This window comes from Bacteroidota bacterium (assembly GCA_005882315.1).
Taxonomy (GTDB): domain Bacteria; phylum Bacteroidota; class Bacteroidia; order Chitinophagales; family Chitinophagaceae; genus VBAR01.
In genome coordinates, this window is the sequence record VBAR01000001.1 from 1,459,715 (window position 1) to 1,483,507 (window position 23,793).

At 38.8% G+C, this 23,793-nt stretch carries 28 protein-coding genes and 1 pseudogene; 20 read left to right on the forward strand and 9 right to left on the reverse strand.

Going from position 1 to position 23,793, the window contains the following annotated elements; all coding sequences use genetic code 11:
- Window positions 1-79 precede the first annotated feature (79 nt).
- The 9 genes and pseudogenes from paaA to E6H07_06120 all read left to right on the forward strand — a co-directional run bounded on the left by paaA (window position 80) and on the right by E6H07_06120 (window position 6,260).
- Complete coding sequence (paaA, locus tag E6H07_06080) at window positions 80-1,021, forward strand: 1,2-phenylacetyl-CoA epoxidase subunit A (protein ID TMI65483.1); 942 nt, start codon at window positions 80-82, stop codon at window positions 1,019-1,021.
- A 25-nt stretch (window positions 1,022-1,046) separates the two neighbouring features.
- Window positions 1,047-1,409 carry a 1,2-phenylacetyl-CoA epoxidase subunit B gene (locus tag E6H07_06085; GenBank protein TMI65484.1) on the forward strand — a complete coding sequence of 121 codons (363 nt, stop codon included), beginning with the start codon at window positions 1,047-1,049 and terminating at the stop codon, window positions 1,407-1,409.
- Window positions 1,409-2,143, forward strand: coding sequence for a phenylacetate-CoA oxygenase subunit PaaC (gene paaC, locus E6H07_06090; GenBank protein ID TMI65485.1), 735 nt, complete (start codon window positions 1,409-1,411; stop codon window positions 2,141-2,143). Before E6H07_06085 ends, paaC begins: the two co-directional genes overlap by 1 nt.
- Before the next feature lie 3 nt (window positions 2,144-2,146).
- Window positions 2,147-2,647 carry a phenylacetate-CoA oxygenase subunit PaaJ gene (gene paaJ, locus E6H07_06095; GenBank protein TMI65486.1) on the forward strand — a complete coding sequence of 167 codons (501 nt, stop codon included), beginning with the start codon at window positions 2,147-2,149 and terminating at the stop codon, window positions 2,645-2,647.
- A 33-nt stretch (window positions 2,648-2,680) separates the two neighbouring features.
- The gene (locus E6H07_06100; protein ID TMI65487.1) at window positions 2,681-3,454 is read left to right on the forward strand and encodes a 2-(1,2-epoxy-1,2-dihydrophenyl)acetyl-CoA isomerase; all 774 of its coding nucleotides are present in this window, start codon (window positions 2,681-2,683) and stop codon (window positions 3,452-3,454) included.
- 10 nt (window positions 3,455-3,464) lie between these two features.
- The gene (gene paaI, locus E6H07_06105; GenBank protein TMI65488.1) at window positions 3,465-3,884 is read left to right on the forward strand and encodes a hydroxyphenylacetyl-CoA thioesterase PaaI; all 420 of its coding nucleotides are present in this window, start codon (window positions 3,465-3,467) and stop codon (window positions 3,882-3,884) included.
- 21 nt (window positions 3,885-3,905) lie between these two features.
- A pseudogene (locus E6H07_06110) lies at window positions 3,906-4,300 on the forward strand (four helix bundle protein).
- A gap of 39 nt (window positions 4,301-4,339) precedes the next feature.
- Entirely contained in the window at window positions 4,340-4,924 is a 585-nt protein-coding gene (locus E6H07_06115; protein ID TMI65489.1) for a transferase hexapeptide repeat family protein, read from the forward strand.
- 88 nt (window positions 4,925-5,012) lie between these two features.
- Window positions 5,013-6,260 carry a T9SS type A sorting domain-containing protein gene (locus tag E6H07_06120; protein TMI65490.1) on the forward strand — a complete coding sequence of 416 codons (1,248 nt, stop codon included), beginning with the start codon at window positions 5,013-5,015 and terminating at the stop codon, window positions 6,258-6,260.
- A 50-nt stretch (window positions 6,261-6,310) separates the two neighbouring features.
- Here E6H07_06120 and E6H07_06125 read toward each other — a convergent pair whose 3' ends face one another.
- Window positions 6,311-6,589 carry a hypothetical protein gene (locus E6H07_06125; protein ID TMI66480.1) on the reverse strand — a complete coding sequence of 93 codons (279 nt, stop codon included), beginning with the start codon at window positions 6,587-6,589 and terminating at the stop codon, window positions 6,311-6,313.
- A gap of 185 nt (window positions 6,590-6,774) precedes the next feature.
- On the opposite strand from E6H07_06125, the gene obgE reads away from it, so the two are divergent.
- From obgE to E6H07_06140, 3 genes are all read left to right on the forward strand, one after another.
- Window positions 6,775-7,773: a GTPase ObgE gene (gene obgE / locus E6H07_06130; protein TMI65491.1), complete on the forward strand. Its 999-nt coding sequence runs from the start codon at window positions 6,775-6,777 to the stop codon at window positions 7,771-7,773.
- Window positions 7,774-7,813: 40 nt separating this feature from the next.
- The gene (locus E6H07_06135; protein TMI65492.1) at window positions 7,814-8,404 is read left to right on the forward strand and encodes a guanylate kinase; all 591 of its coding nucleotides are present in this window, start codon (window positions 7,814-7,816) and stop codon (window positions 8,402-8,404) included.
- Window positions 8,405-8,472: 68 nt separating this feature from the next.
- Window positions 8,473-9,729: an HlyC/CorC family transporter gene (locus E6H07_06140; GenBank protein TMI65493.1), complete on the forward strand. Its 1,257-nt coding sequence runs from the start codon at window positions 8,473-8,475 to the stop codon at window positions 9,727-9,729.
- On the opposite strand, the gene E6H07_06145 is transcribed toward E6H07_06140, so the two are convergent.
- Genes E6H07_06145 through pxpB form a run of 3 tightly spaced genes read right to left on the reverse strand, consistent with a single transcriptional unit; the run spans window position 9,721 to window position 12,222 of the window.
- Entirely contained in the window at window positions 9,721-10,485 is a 765-nt protein-coding gene (locus tag E6H07_06145; GenBank protein TMI65494.1) for a LamB/YcsF family protein, read from the reverse strand. The two genes, E6H07_06140 and E6H07_06145, sit on opposite strands and share 9 nt — an antisense overlap.
- Window positions 10,482-11,465, reverse strand: a complete 984-nt coding sequence (locus tag E6H07_06150; GenBank protein ID TMI65495.1) for a biotin-dependent carboxyltransferase family protein — start codon at window positions 11,463-11,465, stop codon at window positions 10,482-10,484. The genes E6H07_06145 and E6H07_06150 overlap by 4 nt, the downstream gene beginning before the upstream one ends.
- Window positions 11,431-12,222, reverse strand: a complete 792-nt coding sequence (gene pxpB / locus E6H07_06155) for a 5-oxoprolinase subunit PxpB (protein TMI65496.1) — start codon at window positions 12,220-12,222, stop codon at window positions 11,431-11,433. The genes E6H07_06150 and pxpB overlap by 35 nt, the downstream gene beginning before the upstream one ends.
- Here pxpB and E6H07_06160 point away from each other — a divergent pair.
- From E6H07_06160 to E6H07_06170, 3 genes are all read left to right on the forward strand, one after another.
- Entirely contained in the window at window positions 12,194-13,222 is a 1,029-nt protein-coding gene (locus E6H07_06160) for a radical SAM protein (GenBank protein ID TMI65497.1), read from the forward strand. The two genes, pxpB and E6H07_06160, sit on opposite strands and share 29 nt — an antisense overlap.
- 253 nt (window positions 13,223-13,475) lie before the next feature.
- A complete protein-coding gene (locus tag E6H07_06165) occupies window positions 13,476-13,931 on the forward strand; it encodes a MarR family transcriptional regulator (GenBank protein ID TMI66481.1) in 456 nt (151 codons plus the stop codon).
- Window positions 13,932-14,198: 267 nt separating this feature from the next.
- Entirely contained in the window at window positions 14,199-15,416 is a 1,218-nt protein-coding gene (locus E6H07_06170) for a DegT/DnrJ/EryC1/StrS family aminotransferase (GenBank protein TMI65498.1), read from the forward strand.
- Here the strand turns inward: E6H07_06170 and E6H07_06175 are convergent.
- The gene (locus E6H07_06175) at window positions 15,413-16,240 is read right to left on the reverse strand and encodes an alpha/beta hydrolase (GenBank protein TMI65499.1); all 828 of its coding nucleotides are present in this window, start codon (window positions 16,238-16,240) and stop codon (window positions 15,413-15,415) included. The two genes, E6H07_06170 and E6H07_06175, sit on opposite strands and share 4 nt — an antisense overlap.
- 81 nt (window positions 16,241-16,321) lie before the next feature.
- Between E6H07_06175 and E6H07_06180 the strand changes: the two genes are divergently transcribed.
- On the forward strand, window positions 16,322-16,762 hold the full coding sequence (locus E6H07_06180) for a MarR family transcriptional regulator (GenBank protein ID TMI65500.1): 441 nt from the start codon (window positions 16,322-16,324) through the stop codon (window positions 16,760-16,762).
- 195 nt (window positions 16,763-16,957) lie between these two features.
- A complete protein-coding gene (locus tag E6H07_06185; GenBank protein ID TMI65501.1) occupies window positions 16,958-18,751 on the forward strand; it encodes an acyl-CoA dehydrogenase in 1,794 nt (597 codons plus the stop codon).
- On the opposite strand, the gene E6H07_06190 is transcribed toward E6H07_06185, so the two are convergent.
- The gene (locus tag E6H07_06190) at window positions 18,722-19,507 is read right to left on the reverse strand and encodes a hypothetical protein (GenBank protein TMI65502.1); all 786 of its coding nucleotides are present in this window, start codon (window positions 19,505-19,507) and stop codon (window positions 18,722-18,724) included. The two genes, E6H07_06185 and E6H07_06190, sit on opposite strands and share 30 nt — an antisense overlap.
- A 247-nt stretch (window positions 19,508-19,754) precedes the next feature.
- Here E6H07_06190 and E6H07_06195 point away from each other — a divergent pair, with 247 nt between their 5' ends.
- Complete coding sequence (locus E6H07_06195; protein ID TMI65503.1) at window positions 19,755-20,102, forward strand: carboxymuconolactone decarboxylase family protein; 348 nt, start codon at window positions 19,755-19,757, stop codon at window positions 20,100-20,102.
- Window positions 20,103-20,233: 131 nt separating this feature from the next.
- On the forward strand, window positions 20,234-21,262 hold the full coding sequence (locus tag E6H07_06200; protein ID TMI65504.1) for a 2-oxoacid:ferredoxin oxidoreductase subunit beta: 1,029 nt from the start codon (window positions 20,234-20,236) through the stop codon (window positions 21,260-21,262).
- A 2-nt stretch (window positions 21,263-21,264) separates the two neighbouring features.
- On the opposite strand, the gene E6H07_06205 is transcribed toward E6H07_06200, so the two are convergent.
- Together E6H07_06205 and E6H07_06210 are read right to left on the reverse strand one after the other, a co-directional pair.
- Complete coding sequence (locus E6H07_06205; protein TMI65505.1) at window positions 21,265-22,149, reverse strand: transcriptional regulator; 885 nt, start codon at window positions 22,147-22,149, stop codon at window positions 21,265-21,267.
- 155 nt (window positions 22,150-22,304) lie between these two features.
- On the reverse strand, window positions 22,305-22,613 hold the full coding sequence (locus E6H07_06210; protein TMI65506.1) for a hypothetical protein: 309 nt from the start codon (window positions 22,611-22,613) through the stop codon (window positions 22,305-22,307).
- 115 nt (window positions 22,614-22,728) lie between these two features.
- On the opposite strand from E6H07_06210, the gene E6H07_06215 reads away from it, so the two are divergent.
- A complete protein-coding gene (locus E6H07_06215; GenBank protein TMI65507.1) occupies window positions 22,729-23,127 on the forward strand; it encodes a hypothetical protein in 399 nt (132 codons plus the stop codon).
- Here E6H07_06215 and E6H07_06220 read toward each other — a convergent pair whose 3' ends face one another.
- A complete protein-coding gene (locus E6H07_06220) occupies window positions 23,128-23,727 on the reverse strand; it encodes a ribonuclease HII (GenBank protein ID TMI65508.1) in 600 nt (199 codons plus the stop codon). It abuts the gene before it with no gap.
- Between the last annotated feature and the right edge of the window lie 66 nt (window positions 23,728-23,793).

Sequence of the window (23,793 nt, forward strand, 5' to 3'; positions counted from 1 at the left end):
TGAAACTTCGTCTTTTTTTGCCAAATCATTCCCTGACACCCGTTAGTTTTCTTTAAATTTGCTTTCTAATTCGAAAGCGATGCCTACACTTGATTTTGAAAAAATATTCCAGGACAAAATTGATAAGGAGAACAAGATTGAACCTAAAGACTGGATGCCGGATGCCTATCGTAAAACGAATATCCGGCAGATAAGCCAACATGCACATAGTGAAATTGTTGGCATGCTGCCTGAGGGTAACTGGATCTCAAGGGCTCCTTCACTAAAACGTAAAGCAATATTGATCGCAAAAGTTCAGGACGAAGCCGGTCATGGCTTGTATTTATATTCTGCCTGTGAAACTTTAGGTATAACAAGAGAAGAAACAATTAATGATCTGCATAGCGGTAAAGCAAAATACTCTTCCATTTTTAATTACCCTACAATTACATGGGCTGATATGGGAACGATCGGCTGGCTGGTTGATGGTGCTGCGATCATGAACCAGGTGATGCTTACAAGAACATCATATGGTCCATATGCAAGAGCAATGGTAAGAATTTGCAAAGAAGAAAGTTTTCACCAACGGCAGGGGTTTGAAATTTTATTAGTGTTAAGCAAAGGAACTGATGAACAAAAAGCAATGTGCCAGGATGCTATTAACCGTTGGTGGTGGCCGGCGTTGATGATGTTTGGGCCCAAAGATTCTGAAAGCACCAACAGCGACCAGAGCATGAAATGGAAAATAAAAAGAAAGACCAATGATGAATTGCGGCAAAGTTTTGTAGATATGTGTGCAGAGCAGGTAAAAATTTTAGGAATGACATTACCCGATCCGAAATTAAAATGGAATGAGAAGAGGATGCATTATGATTTTGGTGAAATAGACTGGAGCGAATTCTGGAATGTAGTGAAAGGAAATGGGCCTTGCAATAAGCAACGGTTACAGGCAAGAAAAGATGCATGGGAAAAAGGTGAGTGGGTGAGAGAAGCCGCTGCAGCTCATGCTGAAAAAAGAAAAGCAAAACAGAAGGCTGCTTAATTATTTTATTATTAATTATTGATTCATGAATATTCAAATCAGAAAACTCTATTACGGAGACATTCCGGAAGATAAAGCCGGAGGAAATATTGTTTCAAGTAATTCAAAGAGTGACTGGCCTTTGTGGGAAGTGTTTATCCGTAGCAAACAAGGCCTGGATCATAAACATGTCGGCAGCCTGCATGCAGCAGATGAGCAAATGGCAATTGAAAACGCAAGAGATGTTTATACAAGAAGAATGGAGGGAGTTAGTATCTGGGTGGTTGAATCAAAACATATTCATGCATCAAAGCCTGATGAAGCAGGGGAATTATTTGAACCTGCTGAGGATAAAATATATCGTCATCCTACTTTTTATGATCTTCCTGATGAAGTGAATCATATGTAATGAACAACCTTATTAATTATACTTTATACTTAGCAGATAATTCACTCATTCTCGGTCAGCGAAACAGTGAGTGGTGCGGACATGGACCGGTGCTTGAACAGGATATTGCTATTACCAATATTTCACTTGACCTTATAGGGCAGGCAAGAAATTTCTATCAATATGCTGCAACGCTGATCGGCAATGATGCAACCGAAGATTCATTAGCTTATTTACGAAAAGAAAGAGAATTTAAAAATTGTTTGCTTGTCGAGCAATCCAATGGTGATTGGGCACAAACGATCTTGAGGCAATATTTTTTTAGCCAGTATCAATACCTGTTATATCAACAACTCCAGCAAAGCAGCGATGAACAACTTGCAGCAATTGCTACAAAAGCTTTAAAAGAAGTTGCTTACCATCTTCGCTGGAGCAGTGAGTGGGTAATAAGATTAGGTGATGGAACAGAGGAAAGTCATAACCGTATGTTGAAAGCCGTTGATGAATTATGGAGATATACGGGAGAACTGTTTGTTCCTGCAGATTTTGAAAATGACGCCGGAGTTGATTTTAATAAAATTAAAGAGGAATGGTTTTTAAAAGTGAAGGAAGTGTTTGATGAAGCAAATTTATTCGTACCAGAAAAAACATTTATGCAAACCGGCGGTAAAGAAGGAAAACATACAGAATATTTAGGATATATTCTTACAGAGTTGCAATACATGCAAAGGACTTATCCGGGCTGTGAATGGTAAATCATGATAACACACTCAATAAATAAAAATGCTATCTATGCTTACCTGGAAGAGATAAAAGATCCGGAGGTTCCTGTATTATCTATTATTGACTTAGGAATTGTAAGAGATGTAAAAATGAATGATGGTGAAATTGAGGTAGTAATCACACCCACTTATACCGGCTGTCCTGCTATGGACATGATTGCTGCAACCATAAAAATCGAACTTGCTACACTAGGGTTTACTAAAATAAAAGTTACACAGGTACTTTCTCCTGCATGGACAACCGACTGGATGAGTGAAGAAGGAAAAAGAAAATTGAAAGAATATGGTATTGCGCCGCCCAATGTCAAACAACAGGTTTGTGATCAGAAATTATTTGCCGAAGCAGAAGCCGTTCAATGCCCCCTTTGTAATTCTTACCATACACATCGTATCAGTGAGTTTGGTAGCACAGCCTGCAAAGCATTATACCAATGTGATGATTGTAAAGAACCATTTGATTATTTCAAGTGTCATTAATATTTAATTTAGATTTGAATTAAATAAAGATTCATGTCATCTATTCTTTTTGAAATAAAGGACTCTATCGGAATCATTACTCTTAATCGTCCTGATAAACTCAACTCATTTAATCGTGAAATGGCTTTGCTGATGCAAGAGAAATTAGATGAATGCAAAAACTCAGCAATAAGATGTGTTTATATCACTGGTGCAGGCAAAGGGTTTAGTGCAGGACAAGATCTGGCAGAAGTAGTTGATCCGAACGGGCCGGGAATGGGAAAGATCCTGAGTGAACATTATAATCCCATTATTACAAGAATTAAAAATTTAGAAAAACCTGTAGTAGCTGCTATAAATGGCGTAGCTGCAGGTGCGGGGGCAAATATTGCTTTGAGTTGTGATATTGTTGTAGCGGCTGAATCTGCTTCTTTCATTCAGGCTTTTTCAAAGATCGGGTTGATACCAGATAGCGGAGGTACTTATCATTTACCAAGATTAATTGGCTGGCAAAAAGCAAGCGCATTAATGATGCTTGGCGAAAAGGTTTCTGCTCTTGATGCCGAAAAGATGGGAATGATCTATAAAATTTTTCCTGATGGAACATTTGCCGAAAATGCAATGCATATTGCTATCTATCTTTCCCAGATGCCGACAAAAGGATTGGCTTATACCAAACAGGTATTAAGTAAATCATTAACTAATTCACTGGAAGAACAACTAAAAACAGAAGATGTTTTTCAGCAATATGCGGCGAAGACTAAGGATTATGAAGAAGGTGTGAAGGCCTTCCTGGAAAAACGTAAACCCGATTTTAAAGGAGAATAATAACCGATATATGCCAACAATTCATGAAGATGTTGTTAACCACATGATGGAAAATGATTTTTTCAGTCAGTGGCTGGGTATAGAAGTGCTGGAGGTGAAAGAAGGATACAGCAAAATAAAAATGACCATCCGGAAGGAAATGGTAAACGGTTTTGGAATTGTGCATGGTGGTATCCCTTTTTCATTGGCGGATTCCGCTTTTGCATTTGCATGTAACAATAGAAATAACTTATCGGTAGCATTAGATACTTCTATCAATTTTATAAAACCGGTGCATGTAGGAGATATATTGACAGCAGAAGCAAAGGAATTACACAACGGAAGATCTACTGGCCTGTATCATATTTCTATTACAAATCAAAACAACCATGAAGTTGCGGTTTTCAAAGGACTTTGTTTTCGTACAGACAAAAAGTTGATAAGTAAATAGGTATATATTGTAATATAAGTTATGGAAAACAGCAATTTTGGTTTTGAAGAACTTGAATTGTGGAAGAAAGTGAGGGAATTTAAAATTGAAGTTTGTAAAGAGCGAGAAAATTTCCTCCAGAAGAAAAATTCAGACTCACAGATCAAACCATCCGTAGTGTAAGGTCTGTAAATGATCTTATTTCTGAGGGTCACGGAAGGTTTACCTGGCCCGATCAGATTCATTACTGTGTGCAGGCAAGAGGTTCTTTAGCAGAAACAATTAATCATCTGATTGATGCCTTTGATGATGGGTACATTACAGCGGAGAAGCTGGATTATTACAAGAGTAAAGGCAAAGAAATTGAACGAATGCTGAATGGCTACCTGAACTACCTTAGAAAAAGGAGAGATGAGCCAAAGCAAAGCAACTTATAGCCGCACTTTATTTACATTGTATACTTTTTTTACTTAACCATGATTTATCAATTCAAAAAATTTATACCTGTCATTCACGAATCCTCATTTATACATCCATTAGCAGCAGTAACAGGCAATGTCATCATCGGCAAAGATTGTTATATCGGCCCCGGCGCAGCACTCCGTGGCGATTGGGGTCAGATCATTCTCGAAGATGGATGCAATGTGCAGGAGAATTGTACCATTCATATGTTTCCGGGAGTTACTGTTTTATTAAAAGCCGGTGCACATATAGGGCATGGCGCAGTGATACATGGAGCAACGATCGGAAAAAACTGTTTAGTAGGAATGAATGCAGTGATAATGGATAATGTTATTTTAGGTGATGAATGTATTGTCGGCGCACTAAGTTTTGTAAAAGAAGGTGAAGTATTTGAAAACAGAAGCCTTATTGTAGGCAACCCGGCTAAAAAACTAAAAGAGGTATCTGATGAAATGATAGCCTGGAAAACGGAAGGCACAAAACTCTACCAGGCTTTGCCAAAAGAACTATTTGAAAGCCTGAAAGAAACGGAGCCCTTACGTAAAATCCCTGATTCACTTCCCATTCAAAGCGCAGATTATAAGCCCCGGAAAGGATAACAAGCCAGTTGTAATTTTTTTTCACCACGTAAAGGAATAGTTGTAACTTAATTCTTCGTTTTTAATCCTTTAATTAAATCAATTCGCCATGAGAAAAAGTTTACACACTGCTGTATTACTTACCACAACCTTATTAAGTTCTGCTGTATTCTCTCAATCCGCCGATCGTTTCGCTTATGCTGTTACCGATGTGCAAAAAGACGGTGCTGGCTGGAACTTCCTGCGTAAGATCGATTTTAAGTCAGGCAAGTTTTCCGAAGTTCTGCTTGATGGAAATAATTTTAACCAGGTAGCGTATGATGCCACTACCAAAACCCAGATCAGTCAATTCCCGGTAGAAGCGCAGTATCGGTTTAATACCCAACCTGCATTTAGCAGTGGTGTTGCTGCTATGGCTTATGACAGAAAAAACAATCGTATCTGGTATACTCCTATGTTTATTGACCAACTCCGTTATGTTGATCTTAAAACAATGAAAGTGTTTTATGTTACGGATAATGCATTGACCGGAATGGCCACAAAGAATAATGACCAAAGCAATATTGTAACAAGAATGGTGATCGCTGATGATGGAGACGGTTATGCACTTACTAATGACGGTAATAAACTGATCCGCTTTAATACAAAAAAAGCAATTATCACTGACCTGGGACCGCTTACTGATGATCCGAAAAACAACGGCGTTTCCATTCATAATTACTGCAGTAGCTTTGGTGGTGATATGATCGCTGATGATGATGGCAACCTGATCATTGTTTCTGCACGCAATACAGTATACAAAGTAAAAATTGAAACTAAAGTAGCTACGCTCCTGGGAACTGTAAAAGATTTACCGCAAAACTTTACTTCAAACGGAGTAGTTGTGAATGATGAAAACCAGATCCTGTTAAGCAGTGCCAGCAATGGAGATTCATGGGCTATTCTTAATTTATCAAACATGACAGCTACGCCTTACAAACCTGAAGGCGGTATCTGGCGTAGCTCTGACCTGGGCAATAGCAATATTTTACAAACAAGAAATAGTGCAACACCGGCGCAGGAAGTACTTACTAGAACAGATATAGCTGATGATAACCGCATCATGGTTTATCCAAACCCGGTAATGGATGATCAATTCACTGTTCAGTTCAGCCAGTTGCAGGCTGGTAATTATACAATGACATTAAATGATGTAATGGGCCGCCAGGTGCTGAACCGCAATATTGTTATCAATGGTGTGGAGCATGCTGAAAAAATAAATCTGAACAGGGCATCAGCAAGAGGTGTATATATGATCAAACTTACTTCTCAACAAAGCAGCAAAATGGTTTATACCAAAAAGATAGTAGTGCAATAAACCTAATCGTTAATTGCGTTACAGCGCCGGCCCCGTAAGGCCGGCGTTTTTTATTTCCTCTCATCTTTCCAAACTACTTTCACAAGTTTTGCTTTTTCTGTAAAATCAGTACACTTCATATCTCCTTTACCTGTAAAACCACCAGAAGGAGCGCAGATATAATTACAATTTTCATCAAGCAGGACATTGTAATTATCACAACAATCGCTGCTGAAGAGAAATGCCCGTTTGCCATTGTAATTGTATTCATTTACTTCAGCAGGAGGATTGAAACGAGGCACTTTTTTTAGAGAGTCGATTTTCGTTTGTATACATTTTGGAACTACAATTTCCGTATCCTCAGCTGTTTTATCCTGTTTTTTCTTTTTATCGCAGGTTTCGCTGGCAAAAATGGTAAATGATAGTAACAGCAATATTGTTTTCATCTGTATATTTTATTGTTTTTATGTCTAATTACATGCCGGTTGTTAAGCTGTGAAGGTATATTTTTGCCACTTCACAAGAAAACAGCGTTTTGGAAAAATCAAATTTTGTTGACCAGATAAGAATATTCTGTAGAAGCGGACATGGTGGTGCCGGTAACAAGCATTTTATGCGCAATAAATTTACCGCACTGGGCGGTCCCGATGGTGGTGATGGTGGCCGCGGGGCACATATTATCTTAAAAGGCAATAGCAATCTCTGGACCTTGTTGCACCTCCGTTATTATAAAAATGTATTGGCAGAAGATGGTGAAAAAGGCGGCAGTAATAACCGACACGGCCGAGATGGAAAAGACATCATTATTGAAGTACCGCTGGGTACTATTGCAAGAGACGAGGGATCTGGAGAAAAAGAAGTTGAGATACTTGAAGACGGGCAGGAAGTAGTCTGGATATCGGGTGGTAAAGGAGGGTTAGGCAATTCTCATTTTGCAACACCCACCAACCAGGCGCCTGAACATGCACAACCCGGCTTGCCCGGATCTGAAGCATGGAAAGTTTTGGAATTAAAAGTGCTGGCTGATGTGGGGCTGGTTGGTTTTCCAAACGCTGGTAAATCAACTTTGCTTTCTGTAATTACAGCCGCTAAACCGAAGATCGCTGATTATGCATTTACTACTATCACACCGAATCTTGGAATAGTTGAATACCGTGAGGGAAAAAGTTTTTGTATTGCCGATCTGCCCGGCATTATTGAAGGAGCTGCAGAAGGAAAAGGACTGGGCCATCGTTTCTTAAGACATATAGAACGCAATCCTGTTTTATTATTTTTAATTCCTGCGGATTGCGATGATCATAAAAAAGAATTTGAGATACTGGTAAATGAACTGGAGAAATACAATGCTGAATTATTGCACAAGCAATTCGTAATTGCCATCAGCAAAAGCGATATGCTGGATGATGAATTGAAGAATGCCATTGAAAAAGTTATGCCAGCCAATATTCCGCACTTGTTTATTTCATCTGTTGCAAATAAGGGTCTTACAGAATTGAAAGATCTGTTGTGGAAGACGTTGAATGAAAAGAAATAAACTGTTTACATCATTAATCTTTTTTCTGCTTTCTTTGTAAATGTTTTCGCCGCAAAATAAGATCATCATTATAGCTGCTCCATCTGGAGCCGGCAAAACTTCTATCACCAAACATTTGCTGAAAACATTTCCTGAGAAACTTGCTTTTTCCGTGAGTTGCGCTACCCGGCAACCCCGTAGTTATGAGCAGCACAGCACAGATTATTATTTTATGTCACCGGAAGAGTTTAGAAAGAAGATCGACAATAATGAATTTGCTGAATGGGAAATGGTATACGAAGGAAAATATTATGGCACACTAAAAAGCGAACTACAACGCATCTGGAATGAAAATAAAGTTCCGCTATTGGATGTAGATGTAAAGGGTGGATTGAATGTACAGGATCAATACCGAAATCTGACTTTATCGTTATTTATTGAACCGCCATCGCTGGAAGAATTGAGAAGAAGGTTAGAAAAAAGAGGCACCGAAACTCCTGAAAGCCTTGAAGCAAGGATCAGCAAAGCCTCTTTCGAGCTTTCCTTCAAGCCGAAATTTAATAAACCGATCGTAAATGATGATTTAGCAAAGGCTTGCAAAGAAGCTGAAGAAGCTGTCAGGAATTTTTTAGATACTAAGACGGGGATTTGATAAAAATTACCTTCTATTTTTAGTAAGCCTATTCGCAACCGCCAACTGCCATTCATTATCTTTACCTCATGTTTAACCTGAACCCGATCATATTTTTTGTCATAACCATTTTACTGATGGGTTTTTTCTCAGGGATTGAAATGGCCTTTTACAGCGCCAACAGGCTGACCATTGAAGTACGAAAAAAACAGGGCGGCATGTCCGGCCGTATTCTTGCACAGTTTGTTGAATCACCGGATCATTTTTTAGGCACCACATTGATCGGCTATAATATTTTTCTTATTTTTTTTAGTCTTATCCTCAGTTATGTGATGGAGGATTTTGTGTGGGAACGGTTTCATATTCAATCGGGCCTGGTGAAAGTGATTTGCGAGATCGCATTAGCTACTGTTGTTATTTTAATTTTTGCGGAGTTTATTCCCCGTGCCATTTTCCGTGCAAGAAGTACTACACTGCTTACCCGCTTAGCCATTGTTACTGATTTTTTTTACCAGATGTTTTATCCCATTGCAGCAGGCTTGATCAATTTAGCAGGCTGGATATTAAAATACCTTTTCAATATCCGCATAAATAAAAATAAAAAAGCACTTAAGCGGAGTGACCTGAAAAACCTGTTCCTTCAAAATGCAGATGATGAAGAAAAGCAGGAACGCAATACACAATTGCTGGAAAATGCACAGGAACTGCCAAGAATAAAAATTCGTCAATGCCTGGTGCCGCGAAAGGAAATTGTTGGAGCCGAACTGACCTCAACAATGCAGGACATAAAAAATAAGTTTGCTGAAACCAAGCTGAGCAAGCTGATCGTTTATGATAAAAATATAGATCACATTGTTGGCTATGTTCACCAGTTGGACCTGTTTAAAAAACCGGAATCGATCCAATCATTACTATTACCTATACCTGCGGTACCTGAAAGTATGAGTGCAGCAGATCTTATCAGCAAATTTACCCGGGAAAGAAAAAGTATAGCATGGGTAGTAGATGAGTTTGGTGGTACAGCCGGCATCATTACCATGGAAGATGTGCTGGAAGAACTATTTGGTGAGATAGAAGACGAATACGATACAGAAGAGTTTATAGAAAAACAAATTGCGGAAAATGAATACATCTTCAGCGGAAGGATGGAACTGGATTATATAGAAGAAAAATATGGATTGACATTTACGGATAATGACGCAGAAACTCTTTCAGGATATATCATCGGTTATCATGAAACGATCCCCCGACAGAAAGAACGCATCATCATTGATGATTACGAATTCGACATCATTAATGTAGGCGATACAAGAATCGAAATGGTGAAAGTGAAAAAATTAAAATAAAGGAAGTAGTAAGTGGCGGGAAGGAGAGATGGCAATTTTTCCTTTCTTGAATGCTCCATAAATCGCTTTTGCAAATTCAATTGCATATTTTCCGTCGCCATGCAGGCAGATCGTTTCTGCTTTTAGCTTTATTTTTTTTCTGGATGCAGTAGTTACTACTCCATCATTAACCAGTTGCAAAGCTTGTTGAACGGCTTTATCTATATCTTCTATTACAGCACCGGTTTGAGAACGGGGCATCAGGCTTCCATCATCCATATAAGATCTGTCAGCAAAAACTTCATTACAGGTTTTTAATCCAATTTTTTCTGCTTCTTTTATTGAATGACTTCCACTTAATCCGATCAAAGTAAGTTCATGATTAAAATCTTTAACGGCACGGGCAATTGTATTAGCAATCGTTTTATCTTTTGCTGAAAGATTGTATAAGGCGCCATGTGGTTTTACATAATGAAACACAGTATTAAGGTTCACAGTAATTTCATCCATGATAACTAATTGCTGGGTTATTAATTCATAAATATCCGCAACATCTAAATTCATCTCTGTCCTGCCAAAATTTTCCCGGTCTAAAAATGAAGGATGTGCACCAATGGCAACTTTATGTTTGATACATAACTCAACGGTATTCCAAATAGTTTTTTCATCGCCTGCATGATAGCCGCAGGCAATATTTGCGGAGGATATAAAAGGCATTATCGCTTCTTCATTGCCGATACCTTCTCCCAAATCACAATTGATGTCAATGGTTTTCATTTTAAGATATCCTGTAGTCTGAAATTACAAGCATTTTTCAACTGCTGCAAGTGTAGCTTTTGTTTCATCATCAAACTCTCAGCAATTGCCTGATTTACGATAGTAAATTTTATAGCCGAACCAGGTTGTTTTTGCGCAAGCTTTGGCAAGTGCGCAGAAATAACATGGGCAATGCGGGGATAGCCACCGGTTGTCTGGCTGTCTGCCATCAGCACAATCAACTCGCCATTTGGCAACAACTGAATGGTGCCTGAATTCACTGCAGCAGATACCAGTTCTATATTATTTTCCGAAATAAGTTTATTGCCACTCAGTCTGTATCCCATCCTGTCTGATGATAAAGCAACTTGGAAATTATTATTGCAAAAAATATTCCTTGATTGCTCAGCTAAATAACTCCACTCGTTTCCGGGCAATACAAATATTTCTTCATCACCCGATTCATCTGTAAACGGTGCAGCCCGCCAATGCAGTTTAATAATATCTGCATCTTTCAATCTTTCGTGACAAAAATCTTTATTGAATTCAATACAATCACCCCGCTGTAATTTTCTTCCTTCAAAACCGCCGGCAACTGCTTTCAAATTAGTGCTGCAACTATTAAGCCATGGTGTTATTTTAAAACCACCATGTATAGCGAGATAACAACATTGCCCTTTTTTATTTTGCGGAAATTGGATCACAGTATTTTTTTTCACCATTACGGGGCGACCAGTTTTTATTCCATCGCCATTTATCATAGGTGAAAAATTTGCACCGGTAATAGTGATCAATGCATTTTGTTCAAACAAAATATCAGGGGATGGAAAAAAAATTTCAAGAACTGGCTCATTCAGTTTATTTCCTATCAGTAAGTTGGCTGTTTTCATGGCAAACTTATCCATTGCACCACTGGGATTGATCCCGAGATGCTGATAACCATACCTGCCTTCATCCTGTATGGTATCAAGTATTCCCGGCTTTAATATCTTCAAACTCATCTTTGGTAATAGAATAGAATTGAACAGAATCTCCTGCGCTCAATAAAGTCAGCTGATCGTTTTTTTTATTAAAAAGTTCTAAGGGAGTACGGCCGATAATTTGCCAGCCGCCCGGAGAATCCAAAGGGTAAATTCCTGTTTGCCGGCCAGCAATGCCTACACTGCCTGCTTTCAACATTTCAGGTTTTGGTTTTCTTGCATAACTTATTTTTTCATCTACTTCTCCCATGTATGCAAAGCCGGGAAGAAAACCGAGCATAAATACTTTGTAGGCTGTAGAAGTATGAATACTAATGACATCCTCAGCAGCAATTCCGTTTGCCTCAGCAATTGTTTTAATATCAGGTCCAAATTCTTCAGTGTAACAAACAGGGATACGCATATTATTTCCAGCAGAAACTTTTATTTCAAATCCTTCGGTTATCATTTGCTCTACCTGTTGCTTCATCCATTCAAACACGGTTTGATCAGGTTCTTTGCATTTATTAGCTTCAAAGAAATTATAATGAATGGTAAGAGAACTGTATGCGGGTATAGCTTCCTTCATGGCAGCTAGTGGCCGGTTGGTTAAATGATGAAACAGGGAAATAACCTGCTCATTGATGCCGAAGTCAATCACATTTCCAAAATCAATTGTCAATGCCGAATCCCCCAGCGGAAAAATGGTATAAGATGGCAAGCCCTGCATAATAATTTCATTTGAAGATACAGACTTAACTTTACAGTTCATGTCAAGGCTAAACAGAAACGATACCATCAATCTTTTTTCGAAACTTACTCCAAACCGTGCCTGGAATGGGATAAGGGTACTAAGCAGTTATTATATCAGCAAATGGTTTAAAAAACCTGTGCAGTGGGGTTATCCGATTTCTATTTCATTTGAACCAACCACCAGTTGTAATCTGCGCTGCCCGGAATGCCCCAGCGGGTTAAGAGCATTTACACGGCCAACGGGTATGTTGCAACAAAATTTTTTCAAAGACACGATCGACCAGTTGGCTAAAGAACTCTGGTATCTTGTTTTTTATTTCCAGGGAGAGCCTTATCTCAATCCCGATTTCCTGGATATGGTAAAATATGCTTCATCAAAGAAAATTTATACGGCTACCTCCACGAATGCCCATTATCTGAATGATGCAAATGCAAAACGGACTATTGAAAGTGGGCTTGACCGTTTGATCATTTCAATAGATGGAACTACGCAGGATGTGTATGAACAATATCGTGTAGGCGGAAACCTTAATAAAGTGATTGAAGGAGCAAAGAATATTGTGAAATGGAAAAAAGAAATGAAAAGCAAAACGCCGTTCATTGTTTTCCAGTTTTTGGTTGTTAAGCCGAATGAACACCAGATAGATGAAGTAAAAAAACTTGCAGATGAAATTGGTGTTGATGATGTCTGGTTTAAAACAGCGCAGATATATGATTTTGAAAACGATCCTAACCAGTTAATTCCCTCAATTGATAAATTCAGCCGTTATCGCAAAACAAATAAAGGCTATGAATTCAAAGGAAAACTCGCCAATCACTGCTGGCGCCTCTGGCATGATCCCGTAATAACCTGGGATGGTCTTGTTGCTCCCTGTTGCTTTGATAAAGATGCTCAGCACAAATTGGGCGATTTAAAAACAAAATCATTTAAAGAGATATGGAACAACGGTGAGTATAAAAAATTCCGCACCGCATTGTTAAGCGGAAGAAAAAACATTGACATCTGCAGCAATTGCAGTGAGGGAACAAAAGTCTGGGAATCTTAACAAATCCTTACCGGCCAATTATTTCATCGTAGATAGAGGTATAAAACGAGGAAAAACCTTCCCAAAAATGGCGGAATGATTCTACTAATACTTTCATGGTGTTTGCAGTTGAATTGGTAATTGAAATTACGGTGGTTTCCGTATTCTTCGCAAAAGATTTTCCCACAAGGCTGAATATCTGGCACAGTTTTTTTAGGGTTGCAACTGTTAAATCATAAAAATTACGACTATGCTAACATACTCAATTACCGATATGGGAATAGAAAAAGACATCCACCAGGAAAGCTTCCGGAATGATTTTCATCGTGCCTATGTAAACCTTTTTTATACATATGGCTGGCTAATGGAAAGAGTGAAAAAGGTTCTAAGCAAATCGGATATTACTCCGCAGCAGTACAATATTCTCCGCATATTGAGGGGTAGTCACCCCACTCCGTTATCAACCTTACAGATCCGCGACAGGATGCTGGATAAAATGAGTGATACAAGCCGCATCGTGGATCGGCTGGTGGCTAAAAATCTTGTTTCCAAGAAAACAAACGACAACGATAAAAGACTTGTCGATGTAACGATTACAGAATCCGGCCTTGAGTTGCTGGTAGCAATGGATGAAAAAAATGATGAGCTGGATTCAATACTTGAAAACCTGAACATCGAAGAAGCTATTCAGCTTAATAATATGCTGGATAAAATAAGAGAGAAGAAATAATTTTTATTTACCAGCCCAATAACCCTGATTAGGCACCTGTTGTGTCACACTCTTGTAGTGCAGCAAGTCTATTCATCATTCATTAGCTACACCCGTTTTTATCAATACTCTTTAATAACTTCATCATTCTTTATGTTCAATTAGAATGATGAAGTTATTTTAGCGCAGCTACCATCACAGGAATTCCCCAAATTGCGATAATTGAGTAATTACCAGCTAAAAAATGAATCAATTATCTTTGCTTTCAATCTAAAATCTTAATTACTCATGCCTGGTTTTGAACTTTGGGGCGCCGAAGAACGCAAAGAAGTAAATGATGTATTGGAAACAGGAATCCTGATGCGCTATGGATTTGACGGCCCACGCAAAGGGATCTGGAAAAGTAAAGAACTGGAGGAAGCTATTTGCAAAACATTTGGCAGTAAGTACGCACAACTTACTTCAAGCGGCACATCAGCATTAACGACAGCAATGGCAGCGTTGGGTATCGGTGCAGGCGATGAGGTTATCATGCCTTCATTTACTTTCGTCGCAAGTTTTGAGGCCGTATTAAGCGTCGGAGCCATTCCTGTAATGGTGGATGTGGATGATACACTGACATTGAATCCAGATGCTGTAAGAAAAGCGATCACTCCAAATACAAAATGCGTGATGCCGGTACATATGTGTGGCAGTATGGCTGATATGGATGCGTTAGTTTCAATTTGTAAAGAACATAACCTGATCTTATTGGAAGATGCCTGCCAAAGTATTGGTGCAAGTTATAAAGGAAAAATGCTTGGCACTATTGGCGCTGCAGGCACATTCAGTTTTGATTTTGTAAAAACAATTACCTGTGCCGAAGGTGGTGTGGTAATGACGAATAATGAAGAAGTATATGTAAAATGCGATGGATATACCGATCATGGCCATGATCATAAGGGTGTCGACCGTGGTGCCGACCTGCATCCTTTTATTGGATATAATTTCCGCATATCAGAATTACATGCAGCCGTTGGTTTAGCACAAATAAGAAAGCTGGATAAGTTTCTTTCTATTCAAAAGAAGAATCAAACGGCGCTAAAAAATATTTTATCACAGCTTCCGGAAGTTTCATTCAGAAGAATACCCGATCCGGCGGGAGATAGTTGCACTTTCTTAAGTTGGTTTTTACCCACTGAGGAAATAACAAAGGCAGTTGTTTCCGAATTAAAAGCACAAGGAATATTAGCAGGTAATTTTTACTGGTTCGATAATAACTGGCATTATATCCGCAAATGGGATCACTTAAAACAAAACATAACGCTAAATGCATTAAGTGAAGCACAACATGCCGCAGTTCTTCAACATGCTAATAAAGATTTCAGTGCAAGTGATGCAATAATGAGCCGTTGTATTTCCTCCGCCATCAGTTTATTGTGGACGGAAGAGCAGATCAAAGAAAAAGGAGAGAAGATCGTTGAGGCAATAAAAAAGGTATTGAGTGAAATGTCGGTGACTCACTAACTTTTTAACTGGCTAACAATATCGTTTACATGCTTTTCATGTAATACCTGGTGGCCGCTTTCAATTACTGATACATTGCAATGCAGTTCAATTCCTTTGCGGAATTTTTCTCCATGTTCAGGAAGAATAATGCGGTCATGTTTGCCATACACTAAACGAAATGGTGTTTTATGTTTTAATACCATCAATCTTATTTTTGAAAGCTCTGGACTTAAGTTTCTAAATGTGATCCAGCGGTTATATAGTTCATGTCTTACAGTTTTATTATCGATATAATATTTCACAAACTTGAAGACACTGTTATTTACAATGCCTATTGATTTAAGTATTTTGAGAAAGCCAAAAAACCAACCGGGGTTTTGCATCGTAAAATAAAACAGCTTTCTTCCGGCCCATGTTTGTGTGCCCAGCCAATACCAAAAATTTATTTTCAATCCATCAGGTGCAAGCAGCACAACTTTTTCAATCTTACCAGGCATGGCTTGGTAAAGACTTAATGAAATTCTGCCACCAAGACTGAAACCAAGAAGGATGGGTTTATAGTTCAGGATTTCTTTTTTATCGTTATCGATGGCGAGAATGGCATCAGTAATTTTCTTCAAATCTTCGCATTCAAAATTCAATCCCTCATTCCACTCCGTCTCGCCATGAAAGGGCAGGTCAATTGCAAAAAAACTGAATTGCTGATCTGCTGGCTGTTCCAAAAAACTGAAATGTCTTCCGGATTCACCATATCCATGAAAGCAAATAACTGGCTGTAAACCGCTTCCAAAGCGGTACCAGCTAACCTGGGAATTTTTATAAGTAAGAAACCGATGTTCCAATAGAGTTCACAGAATTTATTCAAAAAATATTTGGCTTCTTCAAAGTTATAGCTAATTTTGGATAGTTGTATAAACAACTATATGCCAAACAACCAATTTAAAAAAGGCGAACTCTACAGTTTTGTTACGGGCAAGGCATCCACCGCTATTGCACGAAGATTGCAGAAGAAATTCAATAATGCCAGCCTGAACATTACAATTGAGCAATGGAGTGTGTTGTATCATTTATGGAAACAGGATGGCATCAGCCAGCAGGAATTATGCAATGCAACATTCAGAGATAAACCGAGTATTACAAGACTGGTTGATAATTTAGAAAAACTGGAACTGGTAAAAAGAGTAGCATCTGAATCGGACAGGCGCATCAATAAAATATATGTAACAAAACATTCTTTAAAACTGCAGGAACAAACGATGGAGCTGGCAGAAGAAACTTTGAATGAAGCTTTGGAATCTGTGCCTGCTGATAAAATTGATGTCTGTAAGGAAGTGTTGCAGGTGGTGTATGATAATTTGAAGTAACCCCCTGTCCCCCTAAAGGGGAAACTTAAGTTGAATAGTTCTTCTTATAGCAACATTTAAAACAGGATGTGTTGAGTATGCAGAATAGAATTATGGAACGTAAAAGTGTGCGACGCAACAGACGATGATAGTAGTAATGCAGTCGACTCCATAAACATTAGACTTTAAACTCTTAAACTTTTTAAACGTATAATCATGAGCACCGAAGTAAAAAAATCAGCAGTACTGAAAGGCGGCGAATGGCTGATCAAAGAATCAGTTCCATTCGAAACTTTTACACCGGAAGATTTTGTGGAAGAGCAACTGATGATAAAGGATATGTGTAACCAGTTTCTCGATAAGGAAGTGTATCCCAATATCGAACGTATCGATAACCTTGAGCCGGGATTAATGAAAAGCCTGGTAGCAAAAGCCGGCGAACAGGGTCTTCTTTCCGTTTCTTTTCCAGAGGAATTTGGTGGGTTGGGTAAAGATTTTGTAACATCAACTATCGTAAATGAATTTCTTGGTGCTGGTCATTCGTTTTCAGTTGCTATTGCTGCACACACAGGTATCGGTACATTGCCCATCTTATATTTCGGTACGCCGGAACAAAAACAAAAATATATCCCTAAACTGATTACTGGCGAATGGACAGGAGCTTATGGTCTTACTGAACCTAACAGCGGTAGTGATGCACTGGGAGCAAAGACAACTGCTAAGCTGAGTGAAGATGGCAAGCATTATATCCTTAACGGACAGAAGTGCTGGATCACCAATGGTGGTTTTGCTAATGTATATACTGTGTTTGCAAAAATTGATGGTAAAGATTTTACAGGCTTTATTGTTGAAAGAGGAACAGAAGGATTTACACAAGGACCTGAAGAACATAAAATGGGTATCAAAGGTTCTTCAACTGTGCAGTTGTACTTCCAGGATTGTAAAGTGCCGGTTGAAAATTTATTAGGTGAAGCTGGAAAGGGTCACAAGATTGCATTTAATATTTTAAATATCGGAAGATTGAAATTGGCTGCAGCTGCATTAGGAGGTTCAAAACGCAGTATCACTAATTCAATTGAATATGCGAAAACAAGAGAGCAGTTTCAACAGCCGATTGCAAATTTCGGTGCAATAAAATTCAAGCTGGCTGAAATGGCCATTCGTGTATTTGTTTGTGAAAGTGCTTTATACAGAACAGCGCAGTGGATCTCTGATAAAGAGCATGAGTTATTTGCAGCAGGTAAACCTTTTAATGAAGCAATGTTAGGTGGCGCTGAAGAATATGCCATTGAATGTGCCATGTTGAAAGTAGATGGAAGTGAAGCCCTGGATTATGTAGTAGATGAAGGTGTGCAGATACATGGAGGTAATGGTTTCAGCGCTGAGTATAATGCATCAAGAGCTTATCGTGATTCAAGGATCAACCGGATCTATGAAGGCACGAATGAAATTAATCGTTTGCTTACGCTGGACATGACTTTGAAAAGAGCGATGCAAGGAAGATTGAACCTGATGGGTCCCGCAATGGAAGTTTCGAAAGAGCTGATGAGCATTCCTGATTTTGGCAGCGATGAGGATACACCGTTTGCAAAAGAAAAGAAACTGATCGCAAATCTTAAGAAAGCAATATTGATGACATCCGGCGCTGCTGTGCAGAAGCTGATGATGAAAATAGACAGCGAACAGGAAATACTAATGAATATTGCTGATATGGCGATCCATACTTACAATGCAGAGAGTGTATTGTTGCGTGTAATGAAAATGGTTGATAAGAAAGGTGAAGCAGCATGCGGCATCCAGCTTGATATTATGCGCACATACCTGTATGATGCTGCCGATGCTGTAAACAAAGCCGGTAAGGATGCGATCAATTCATTTGCTGATGGTGATGAGCAAAGAATGATACTCCTGGGATTGAAACGATTTACAAAAGCAGAACCATTTAATTGTAAAGATGCAAGAAGAAGGATCGCTGATAAATTAATTGCGGAATCCCGGTATTATCTCTGATGGATCAAAACCGAATAGATCGTCCAGGGACCTGGCTTTTTTCCTTTTGGAGTTATCTTTATCGGCTTCATATAAAACGGCCAGTTCTTTTCTCATTACCTGCACTTCCTCAATTTTGCGCCATCTTAAAACCTTTTTGTAAAGACCTACACTCATGCAGCTGACTGAGAATATTGTTAAAAGGCAATAAACAATATAAGCATCAATCATCGGGTTAGTTTGCAATACATAGTAAATGAGGTAAACAAACATATATGCGGAGTAGCTTGCAGCTAATGCACCCGAGATAAGTGTTTTGCCATTATCACTCCCTCTACGACGGAGATTGATTTTTGAATAGTATATGAAATACCGGATACTAAGGATAAGACAAATTAATAAGGAAGGACCTAAGCTTATCCGGATGGTCGTATTTGTGAAACCTGTTATTGATAGTACAGTGAAATTATAAATGAGTAGTGCAGCAGCCAGTCCTTTAATTGTTTTTTTCTCCCTGCTGTTATAACCAAGCAATATCATAAAGCAGAGCATCAACGGACCATCAAGGAGGTTGTTAAGAATCGCTGAAATCCTTATTACCTCTGAACTCACCTTTACGAATTCAATTGTCATAAGATTGAAAACAAAAGTGGTCAGGTAATAGACCATTAAAAAAGCATATGTTTTTTTCGTCAACAACCGTGAGAAAAGAATAATAGTGATGGGTACAATGAGTGCAATCGTTGTCAGTAGGTTTAAAAGGTAGATCAGGTTCATTGGGTCAATGGTTTTCCTAGGGTTAGCGGTAAAAAGGCCGCCCGATTTAATTACAATATTAACGACTTGAATCAGCTAGTTATATATCTGGCCACCTGTTTACAGAAAATCTCAGGAAAAATGCAAACGATGGATTGTAGTTTTACGTAAAGCTGAAAGATATTTTCTTTGCATACTGGAAGGGGGAACTACTATAGCTCTGAACCTTGCTAACAACTTAATCATCAACTAAATTAAAAACATTATTATGTCAGTACTTGTAAAAGAATTCAATGATTACCGTGCCCGAATGAATGAGGTTATCCTTAGCAAAAACAACCTGGTAATGAAACGCCTCTGGAATCTTGACACTAATACTTATGAAGAAGGCGCTATCGATAAAAAAACGAAGGAAATGCTTGGTCTTGTAGCAAGTATGGTGCTCCGTTGCGACGACTGTATAAAGTATCACCTCGGTAAGAGTCATGAACTGGGAATAACAACCGAGCAGATGTATGAGATCTTTGCCGTAGCCAATATTGTAGGAGGTACAATTGTAATTCCACATACCCGCCGGGCGGCTGAGTATTGGGAAGAGCTGGTGAGCAATGATTAAAGAACAAAGAATGGTGCTCAGGAGTGGTTGTAGGACCCAACTCAACCTTCATGATTTTTTGCTTTTTGTTCAACATTCTTTTCCTTGTTCCTTGTTCGATATTCTTTAAATTTGCTATCCAAATAAACAGCATGAGTTCTGCAGCAACAGCCCCCGTTTTAACAGCCAAAGATTTTGTAACCGACCAGGAAGTACGTTGGTGTCCCGGTTGTGGTGATTATTCTATCCTTGCACAGGTACAGAAAATAATGCCCACTTTGGGAATTCCTAAAGAGAATATTGTTATCATTTCAGGTATTGGCTGTAGCAGCCGCTTTCCATACTACATGAATGTATATGGTATGCATTCGATCCATGGTCGTGCTACTGCAGTAGCCAGCGGGTTGAAAGCTTCAAGACCAGAACTCAGTGTTTGGATCGTAACAGGAGATGGAGATGGATTGAGCATCGGAGGTAATCATACAATTCATTTATTGCGCAGAAATTTTGATGTAAATGTGTTGTTGTTCAATAACCAGATTTATGGTTTAACGAAAGGTCAATACTCTCCAACATCAGAAGTGAATAAGGTAACGAAGTCAACTCCGTATGGAAGCATTGATCATCCGTTTAATCCATTAGCATTAGCATTGGGTGCTGATGCAACATTTGTTGCGAGAACAATGGACCGTGATCCCAAACATTTGCAGGCAATGCTGCTAAGGGCACAGCAACATAAAGGCGCATCGTTTCTTGAGATATACCAGAACTGCAACATCTTTAATGATGGTGCATTTGAAACTTTTACAGAGAAAGGAACAAAAGCAAATGAAGTATTATTTCTTGAGCAGGGCAAACCATTTGTGTTTGGTGCAAATAATGACAAAGGAATTAAGCTCGATGGCTTTACTCCGAAAGTTGTAAACTTCAGTGATGGCTTTAGCGCAGATGATTGTTGGGTACATGATGAAAAAGATGTTTACAAAGCACAGATCCTTGTCCGCATATTTGATAATCCCTCAACAGAAGGTCATTTGCCAAGGCCATTCGGCGTATTTTATCAAACAGACCGCAGTTGCTATGAAGATATAATGGCGATGCAGATCGAAGAAGCCATCGCAAAAAAACCTGCTGATCTGGATAAATTACTTAAAGGAAATGAAGTGTGGGTGATAAATTAAACTCAAACAAGCTGTAACTCTTTTTCTGCGGCAGCCTTGCTTTTCTTTTCTTTCCAGCTATACCATTTTTGAGGCATTGTTTTTTTCAAAAGCGTATCGATGTTACGCATAGCTGCAATATTCCATAGCCCCTTTACTTTTTTAGCCAGCGAAGGATGCATGGCCCGAAGACTCATAGCAAATCCACTTTCAAGATATTCCATATGATGCCAGTAACCGCCAGGCATAAACAAGGTGTCTCCATGCTCCAGCACACCTTCAAAACCATTGGCCAGTTTTACAGCCGGGTAATTTTCATAATTTAATTTACTCCGGTTGGTGTCATTATAGTTACTGAAGTCAGCAAGACATAATACTTCAAATGGTTTACGATAGAGTTTATGCTGCTCCGTAAAAGGAAACAGGAGGACTCTTTTTTTGCCAATGAACTGAGTATGCAAAATATGAGAGAGGTCAATATCGAAGTGCATATGTGTAATGCTGCCGGCGCCACCAACAAATAGCATCGGGAATTTTTTGACAAATCCCTTCATGTATTCATCAGGCCAGTTAAAATCTGCTGTTAGCTGCGGTGCATGGTTAAAAATATTAAACAAGAAAATGCGTAGCTCTACCGGGCCTTTTTTTACCATATCCAGGTACTCGCCAAACTTCATGTAGGCATCAGCTTTATTGATTGGCGTATAAGCATCGCTTTTAACATTGTTATATACGCCGACTTCCTGTTCACCTACAATGGATTTAAAATAATCCCAATCCCATTTTTCTTTGGCAACCTGGATGTGTTTGAAATTCTTTATAATACAGGGAAGCTGTGGAAGATAAAAATCCCGCTTAAAACTTTCTGCATCAGGTGCATCAAGAACAGGTAATGAGCGAAGCTGCATGAACTAATGTTTTTGGTTTCGGTGATGAAGACAAAAATAGTAGATAAAGATAAATGGAAATGTATGGGAATTGATAAAAATAAAACGTCCCTTTTTGAGGGACGTTTTGCACTACTGCACAAATTCTTACATGATTTATAGATAACTGACAGATATTATATAACCCGGCGATTCATCTGGTGGCGGCGCTGCATCATTTTACGGTGCTGCTGCATTCTGCCCTGCACCCCCGCTCTTTGCTGCGGCATGGCCCGCTGGCGCATCATTCGTTGCTTCATCATGCGATGCCTCATCATTTCATGCCTTTGGTTCATCATACGAGGCTGTCTGAACTGATCACTCCTGTTATGCTGCATTCTCTGTTCAACTCTGGGTCTTTGGAGACGCTCTGTTTTTTGATCCTGCGCTGTGGCAGAAATGGTAAACAAGGCAAAAACCAGGGAAAGGGCTAATACTTTTTTCATAATTCAAATTTTAGTAGTTACATAGACGATTATAAATACTCAAGGTTTAATCTTTAAAAGACCGGTATGTGCAACATTCAGTTATATTAAGTTGTCAGTTAATAAACCTCTGTGTATGACGGCGAAACAATCTATAACCTTCTGCCTGGTAGCTATTGTTTTTATCATTAATGCCTGTTGTAAAGCAGGATGCATTAACAGAACTGTTAACATTAGTTTTTACAAACTTAGAGCCAACAATGCCGACTCCATAAGTATGATCAGTTATGTTGCAGGTTCAAACTATACCCAACAGGTCGACAGCCATTTTATTCATTTGCCTGTAACTACCAATGATACCAGCTATTCAAGGTTATTTGAAACAGTCTTTGCTGAACGTGACTGGAAAATTATAAACCATTCGCTGCATACAGAATACCGCCTGAATGATTTTGAAATAGAAAAAGTTTTTATCGTTCGTTCTTATTCATTAAATGGCAGCAGAAAAGGTGGTGACTTTATTGAAATAGAATGATCAGAGATCGATATCAATCTGTAATGACTGGCATTGAAATGATTTACGGTGTAATTCAGTCAAACCATATTTTGCAATAGCATTCCGGTGTGCTTCTGTGCCATAGCCTTTATTATTAGCCCAATTGTAGTACGGGAAAGATTCATGCATTTGCAGCATATATTCATCCCGGTAAGTTTTAGCAAGGATACTTGCGGCCGCGATGCTTGCGTATATAGCGTCGCCTTTTATGATGCATTGATGCGGTATTCTTTTGTATTTAATAAAACGGTTTCCGTCGATCAGCAGTAGTTGTGGTTTTTTCTTCAAACTATCAAGTGAAAGATGCATGGCTTTGAAAGATGCACGGAGAATATTGATAGAATCAATTTCATTATTGTCAATATTGGCTACTGCAAAAGCCTCTGCCTCTGCTTCGATTATTGTGCGAAGTTCATTCCTGTTTTTTTCATTTACCTGTTTCGAGTCGTTGAGTAAGGGGTGAAAGAAGTTTTTTGGTAAAATAACTGCTGCAGCAAATACAGGGCCTGCAAGGCAACCACGTCCGGCTTCATCAAGACCGGCTTCAATGAGTCCATTTTGAAAAAAAGGTTTGAGCAGAAAATTGTTTTGCCTAAAATTAAAGTTTAAATAGCATTATAAAATTAAAAATACTCCTTCAGGATA

Coding starts and splice junctions, on each gene's coding strand:
- paaI (TMI65488.1), top strand. CDS start 3,465: ATGCCAACAATTCATGAAGATGTTGTTAACCACATGATGGAAAATGAT.
- E6H07_06165 (TMI66481.1), top strand. CDS start 13,476: ATGGGAATAGAAAAAGACATCCACCAGGAAAGCTTCCGGAATGATTTT.
- E6H07_06195 (TMI65503.1), top strand. CDS start 19,755: ATGTCAGTACTTGTAAAAGAATTCAATGATTACCGTGCCCGAATGAAT.
- E6H07_06160 (TMI65497.1), top strand. CDS start 12,194: ATGTCAAGGCTAAACAGAAACGATACCATCAATCTTTTTTCGAAACTT.
- E6H07_06115 (TMI65489.1), top strand. CDS start 4,340: ATGATTTATCAATTCAAAAAATTTATACCTGTCATTCACGAATCCTCA.
- E6H07_06150 (TMI65495.1), bottom strand. CDS start 11,465: ATGAGTTTGAAGATATTAAAGCCGGGAATACTTGATACCATACAGGAT.
- paaC (TMI65485.1), top strand. CDS start 1,409: ATGAACAACCTTATTAATTATACTTTATACTTAGCAGATAATTCACTC.
- E6H07_06190 (TMI65502.1), bottom strand. CDS start 19,507: ATGAACCTGATCTACCTTTTAAACCTACTGACAACGATTGCACTCATT.
- E6H07_06100 (TMI65487.1), top strand. CDS start 2,681: ATGTCATCTATTCTTTTTGAAATAAAGGACTCTATCGGAATCATTACT.
- E6H07_06170 (TMI65498.1), top strand. CDS start 14,199: ATGCCTGGTTTTGAACTTTGGGGCGCCGAAGAACGCAAAGAAGTAAAT.
- E6H07_06135 (TMI65492.1), top strand. CDS start 7,814: ATGTTTTCGCCGCAAAATAAGATCATCATTATAGCTGCTCCATCTGGA.
- paaJ (TMI65486.1), top strand. CDS start 2,147: ATGATAACACACTCAATAAATAAAAATGCTATCTATGCTTACCTGGAA.
- E6H07_06215 (TMI65507.1), top strand. CDS start 22,729: ATGACGGCGAAACAATCTATAACCTTCTGCCTGGTAGCTATTGTTTTT.
- E6H07_06200 (TMI65504.1), top strand. CDS start 20,234: ATGAGTTCTGCAGCAACAGCCCCCGTTTTAACAGCCAAAGATTTTGTA.
- E6H07_06185 (TMI65501.1), top strand. CDS start 16,958: ATGAGCACCGAAGTAAAAAAATCAGCAGTACTGAAAGGCGGCGAATGG.
- paaA (TMI65483.1), top strand. CDS start 80: ATGCCTACACTTGATTTTGAAAAAATATTCCAGGACAAAATTGATAAG.
- E6H07_06210 (TMI65506.1), bottom strand. CDS start 22,613: ATGAAAAAAGTATTAGCCCTTTCCCTGGTTTTTGCCTTGTTTACCATT.
- E6H07_06205 (TMI65505.1), bottom strand. CDS start 22,149: ATGCAGCTTCGCTCATTACCTGTTCTTGATGCACCTGATGCAGAAAGT.
- E6H07_06145 (TMI65494.1), bottom strand. CDS start 10,485: ATGAAAACCATTGACATCAATTGTGATTTGGGAGAAGGTATCGGCAAT.
- E6H07_06120 (TMI65490.1), top strand. CDS start 5,013: ATGAGAAAAAGTTTACACACTGCTGTATTACTTACCACAACCTTATTA.
- E6H07_06085 (TMI65484.1), top strand. CDS start 1,047: ATGAATATTCAAATCAGAAAACTCTATTACGGAGACATTCCGGAAGAT.
- E6H07_06140 (TMI65493.1), top strand. CDS start 8,473: ATGTTTAACCTGAACCCGATCATATTTTTTGTCATAACCATTTTACTG.
- pxpB (TMI65496.1), bottom strand. CDS start 12,222: ATGGTATCGTTTCTGTTTAGCCTTGACATGAACTGTAAAGTTAAGTCT.
- E6H07_06180 (TMI65500.1), top strand. CDS start 16,322: ATGCCAAACAACCAATTTAAAAAAGGCGAACTCTACAGTTTTGTTACG.